Below are 5,815 nucleotides of genomic sequence, written 5' to 3'. Positions count from 1 at the left end.
GTTGAGGAAGTGGTTCTCGAAGTCGAGGGTGCGGGAGGAGGCGATGTGGTCGTCGTCCAGTCCCATGGTGTGGAGGGTGGGCCATTTGGCGGGGCTGGCGGTGGTGTAGACGTCGATGCCCCAGTGGTGGGCGAGTTGGACGGCGGCCATGCCGACGCCGCCGGTGGCGGTGTGGACGAGGAGTCGTTGTCCGGGTTGTATGTCGGCGAGGTCCCGTAGGCCGTAGTATGCGGTCAGGAAGACGACGGGCGTCACCGCCGCCTCGGCGAGCGTCCACCCCTCGGGTACCCGGGCGACCATGCGGTGGTCCGTGTCGGCGAAGGCCGCGATGGCCCCGGGGAACAGCCCGAATACCCGGTCGCCCGGTGCGAAGCGGGTGACGTCGGGGGCGACTTCGGTCACCACGCCGGCGGCCTCGCCGCCGATCAGTGCCTCGTCGCCCGGGTACATGCCCAGCGTGATCAGCACGTCGCGGAAGTTCACCCCGGCCGCGCGCACCGCGATCCGCACCTGCCCCGGGCCCAGCGGCTCCTGAGGGCACGCCGTCGCGGCGAGGCCGTCCAGCGTGCCCGTTCCCAGGCTCCGCAACCGCCAGGGCTCCGCCGGCAGCGTCAGACCGTCGGCCGGCCTCGGGCGTACGAGCCGGGCGGCACGCAACGCGCCGTCGCGGACGGCGAGCTGTGGTTCGCCGGTGGCCGACGCCGCCCGGACCTTTCCGTACGAGCCGTCCCGGCCGTCGAGGTCGACGAGCACGACGCGCTCCGGGTTCTCCGACTGTGCGGTCCTCAGCAGGCCCCACACCGCGGCGTGCGCGGGGTCGCGGACCCGGTCGCCTTCCCCGGCGGCCACCGCGCCCCGGGTGAGGACGACCAGCCGTGACGAGGCGAACCGCTCGTCGGCCAGCCACGTCCGGACCAGGCCCAGGGCCCGTACCGTCGCCTCCCGCGTCGCCCCGGCGAGGTCGTCCCAGGACTCCGTGAGGCACTGGACGACCACCACCGGGGGCACCTCGCCCTCCAGGGACCGCAGGTCCGCGTACGGCGCGGCGTCGAGGGCCGCGGCCAGGGCGGGCGACCCGAGCACCGCCCACCGGGCGTCGTCCCGGTCCGGCTCCGGTACGGCGGTCCACTCGACGAGGAACATCGAATCGGACCGCGCGTCCGCCGCCAACTGTCCGGGGGAGACCGGCCGCAGGACCAGCGACTCGACCGATGCCACCGGCTGCCCGGCGGCGTCGGCCACGGTCAGGGCCACCGCGTCGGTGCCTGTGGGCGAGAGCCGGACCCGCAGTGCCCCGGCGCCCCGGGCGTACAACTGCACACCGCTCCAGACGAACGGGAGCCGGACGGTGCCCTCCTCGGCCCGGGAGTCGTCCACACCGAGGGCGTGCAGGGCGGCGTCCAGCAGCGCCGGATGCAGGCCGTAGGAGCCGGCCTCCGCCGACTGCTCCTCCGCGAGGCGGACTTCGGCGTACAGGTCCCCGCCCGATCGCCAGGCGGCCTCCAGCCCCTGGAAGGCCGGTCCGTACTCGTACCCCAGGGCGGCCAGGCCGTCGTAGTGCCCGCCGAGGTCCACCGGGGTCGCTCCGGCGGGCGGCCAGGCGGTGAGGGCCTGCTCCCGGGTGGGCCGTGCCGCCGCGCCCAGCGTTCCGGTGGCGTTCCGGGTCCAGGGGAGGTCCAGGTCGGCGTCGCCGGGCCGGGAGTGGATGTGGAAGGACCGCAGCCCCGTCTCGTCCGGCGGGTCGACGGTCACCTGGAGGTGCACCGTCTCCTCCGACAGCGGCAGCGGTGCCAGCACGGTCAGTTCCTCGATGCGGGCACAGCCCGCCTCGCCGGCGGCGTGCAGGGCCAGCTCCACGAACGCGGTACCCGGCAGCAGGGTGGTGCCGGTCACCGTGTGGTCGGCCAGCCAGGGCTGGGCCCGCCGGGACAGGCTGCCGGTGACGACGAGGCCCTCGCTGCCGGCCAGCGGCAGGGCGGCGCCCAGCAGCGGGTGGCCGGTCGGCCGCAGGCCCAGCTGCGCGGGATCCGCCTGCGGCGGTGCCACGTCCAGCCAGTGGCGGCGCCGCTGGAAGGAGTAGGTCGGCAGATCCACGCCGTTCTGGGGGGCTTCCGGCAGGGCCGGGGACCAGTCCACGGCCAGGCCCTGAGTGTGTGCCGCGGCCAGCGCGGTGAGCATCCGGGCCGGGCCGCCCTCGCCGCGGCGCAGGGTGCCGACGACCGCGGTGCCCTGCCGGAGGTCCAGCTCCTCCAGCGTCTCCTGGAGGCTCGTGGTCAGCACCGGATGGGGACTGACCTCGACGAAGGCGTGGTGCCCGGCCGCCGCGAGGACGCCCACGGTCTCCTCGAACCGGACGGTCCGGCGGAGGTTGCGGTACCAGTACCCGGCGTCCAGCGTCGCGGTGTCGACGAGGCCGCCGGTGACGGTGGAGTAGAAGGGAACCTCGGCGGAGCGTGGGGAGACGGGGGCCAGCACCTCGGCCAGCCGGTCCCGGACGGCCTCGACCTGGGCGCAGTGCGAGGCGTAGTCGACGGGGATCACCTTGCTGCGCACGCCCTCGGCGGCGCAGTGCGCGTGCAGCTCCTCCAGGGCCCCGGTGTCACCGGAAACCACCGTCGAGCGCGGGCTGTTGACGGCCGCGACGGACAGCCGGCCCTCCCAGCGCCCGAGCAGGTCCGCCACCTCGTCGTGCGCCAGGGGCACGGACAGCATGCCGCCGCGGCCGCGAAGGGCGTCGAGTGCCCGGCTGCGCAGGGCGACCACCAGGGCCGCGTCCTCCAGGGAGAGCGCGCCGGCGACGCACGCCGCGGCGATCTCGCCCTGGGAGTGGCCGATGACCGCGGCCGGTTCGACGCCGTACGAGCGCCATAGGGCCGCCAGCGAGACCATCACCGCGAACAGGGCGGGCTGGATGGTGTCGGCGGTGTCCATGGCGGGCGTGCCAGGCCTGCCGTGCAGGAGGTCGAGGAGGTCCCAGCCGGTGTGCGGGGCGAGCGCCTCGGCACACTCGCGCATCCGCTCCCGGAAGACCTCCGAGGTCTCCAGCAACTCCAGGGCCATTCCCTCCCATTGGGAACCCTGGCCGGGGAAGACGAAGACCGTCCGGTGGCCGGTCCCGGCCGTGCCCTGCGTCAGCTGCGGCGAGGGTGCGCCCTGGGCTAGGGCGTCGAGGGCGGTGCGCAGCTCCTCCCGGTCCGCCCCGACGAGCACCGCGCGGTGCTCGAAGGTGGCACGGGTCGTGGCCAGGGCGTGGGCGATGTCCCGGACCCCGGCGCTCGGGGTCGCGTCGGCCCAGGCCAGCAACTGCCGTGCCTGCTCCCGCAGTGCCTCGGTGGAACGCCCGCTCAGCAGCCACGGCACCACCGCGTCACCGGAGTCCCGCGGAGCCGGGTCCGCCGCGGCCTCCGGCTCCGGGGCCGCCTCCAGAACCAGGTGCGCGTTGGTGCCGCTCATGCCGAACGACGAGATCGCGGCGCGGCGGGGCCGGCCGGTCCCGGGCCAGGGTGTGGCCTCGGTGACCAGGCGGACGGTGCCGGTGCTCCAGTCGGCGTGCGGGGTGGGCTCGTCGGCGTGCAGGGTCGGGGGGAGGACGCCGTGCCGCATCGCCATGAGCATCTTGATGACGCCCGCGACACCGGCGGCGGCCTGGGTGTGGCCGATGTTGGACTTCACCGACCCCAGGTGCACCGGCAGTTCCCGGGTGCGCTCCTGCCCGTAGGTGGCGAGGATGGCCTGGGCCTCGATGGGGTCGCCCAGGGTGGTGCCGGTGCCGTGCGCCTCGACGGCGTCCACGTCGGCGGGGGTGAGGCGGGCGTCGGCGAGGGCCTGGCGGATCACCCGCTCCTGGGACGGGCCGTTGGGCGCGGTCAGCCCGTTGCTGGCGCCGTCCTGGTTGACCGCGCTGCCGCGGATCACCCCCAGGATCCGGCGGCCGTTGCGGAGCGCGTCGGAGAGCCGCTCCAGGAGGACCAGACCCACGCCCTCGCCCCAGCTGGTGCCGTCCGCGTCGGCGGAGAAGGCCTTGCAGCGGCCGTCGGGGGACAGCCCGCGCTGGCGGCTGAACTCGACGAAGAGCGTCGGTGTGGCCAGGACGGACGCACCGCCGGCCAGCGCGAGCGAGCACTCGCCGCGGCGCAGCGCCTGCGCCGCGAGGTGGATGGCCACCAGTGACGACGAGCAGGCGGTGTCGACGCTGACCGCCGGACCCTCCAGACCGAAGGTGTAGGCGACGCGGCCGGAGATGATGCTCGCCGAGCTGCCGGTCAGCCGGTAGCCGCCGGCCTCCTCGGGCGCGGCGTCCAGCAGCGCCGTGTAGTCCTGCGAGCTGGTCCCCGCGAACACCCCGGTGTCGCTGCCGCGCAGGGTCTCGGGGAGGATGCCCGCCCCTTCGAACGCCTCCCAGGCGGTCTCCAGCAGCAGCCGCTGCTGCGGGTCCATGGCGGTGGCCTCGCGCGGGCTGATGCCGAAGAACTCGGCGTCGAACAGGGGAGCGTCGTGGAGGAAGCCGCCGTGCCGGGTGTAGGTCCTGCCCGGTGTGCCGATCTCCGGGTGGTAGAGGCCCTCGACGTCCCATCCGCGGTCGGCGGGGAAGTCCCCGATGGCGTCGCTGCCGTCGGCTACCAGCCGCCACAGGTCCTCGGGGGAGGTGACACCGCCCGGGTAGCGGCAGCTCATCGCCACCACCGCGATCGGCTCGTCCGCGGCCCCGGCCGCTGCCGGTGCGACGGGCCCGGGGGCGGCGGCCTCCGCCGTACGGCCACCGAGCAGTTCCAGCACGTGCCCGGAGAGGGCGGCGGGGGTGGGGTGGTCGAAGGCAAGGGTCGCCGACAGGCGCAGGCCCGTCGCCTCGCCTATCCGGTTGCGCAGCTCGACCGAGGTCAGCGAGTCGAAGCCGATCTCGCCGAACGGGCGGTCGACGTCGATGGACTCGGGTGCGGAGTGCCCGAGCACGACGGCGGCCTGCGCACGCACCAGGTCCAGCACGGCCCGCTTTCGCTCGGAGGCGGTGAGCCCGACGAGCCCCGCGAGCGGCGAGCGCTCGTCGGCCCCGGTACGTCGGGCGGCGGTGCGCGGCAGCCGCGGTCGCACCAGGGAACTCAGCAGTACCGGCAGGGTGCCCGCGTCCGCCCGGCGGCGCAGCACGGCCGGGTCCAGGAGCGCCGGGACCGCCAAGGCCCGCCCCGAGCCGAGCGCCGCGTCCAGCAGCTCCAGGGCCTCCTCCGGTGCCATGGGGACGACGCCGGTCCGGCCGATCCGGGCGCGGTCGGCCTTGTCCAGGGCGGTCGTCATGCCGCTCGCCTGGTCCCACAGGCCCCAGGCGAGGGAGGTGCCGGGCAGCCCCTGGGCGCGGCGGTACTGGGCGAGGGCGTCGAGGAAGGTGTTGCCCGCGGCGTAGTTGGCCTGCCCGGCGTTGCCGAGGATGCCGGCGATCGAGGAGAAGAGCACGAACGCGGACAGGTCGGCGTGGCGGGTGAGCTCGTGCAGGTTCCAGGCCGCGTCCACCTTGGGCAGCAGGACCTGCCGCAGGCGCTCGGGCGAGAGGTTCTCGAGGATCGCGTCGTCGAGGGTGCCGGCGGTGTGGATGACGGCGGTGAGGGGGTGTTGGTCGGGGATCTGGGTGAGCAGGGTGGTGAGGTGGTCGGGGTTGCTGGTGTCGGTGGCGGTGATGGTGATGTGGGCGCCGAGTGCGGTGAGTTCGGTTTCCAGTTCGGTGGCGTCGTTGGCGTTGGGGCCGGTTCGGCTGGTGAGGTGGAGGTGGCGTGCGCCGTGGTGGGTGATGAGGTGTCGGGCCAGGAGTGAGCCGAGGGTGCCGGTG

At 74.9% G+C, this 5,815-nt stretch carries 1 protein-coding gene; it reads right to left on the bottom strand.

What is annotated here, in order from left to right; all coding sequences use genetic code 11:
- On the bottom strand, window positions 1-5,815 hold a 5,815-nt coding region (locus AB0O11_RS38980), incomplete at both ends, for a beta-ketoacyl synthase N-terminal-like domain-containing protein (RefSeq protein ID WP_363397290.1).

The organism is Kitasatospora sp. NPDC093102 (genome assembly GCF_040683915.1).
In the GTDB taxonomy this organism is placed as follows: domain Bacteria; phylum Actinomycetota; class Actinomycetes; order Streptomycetales; family Streptomycetaceae; genus Kitasatospora.
The sequence above is the reverse complement of the archived record's forward strand: the minus strand, read 5'-3'. Positions and strand labels throughout refer to the sequence as shown.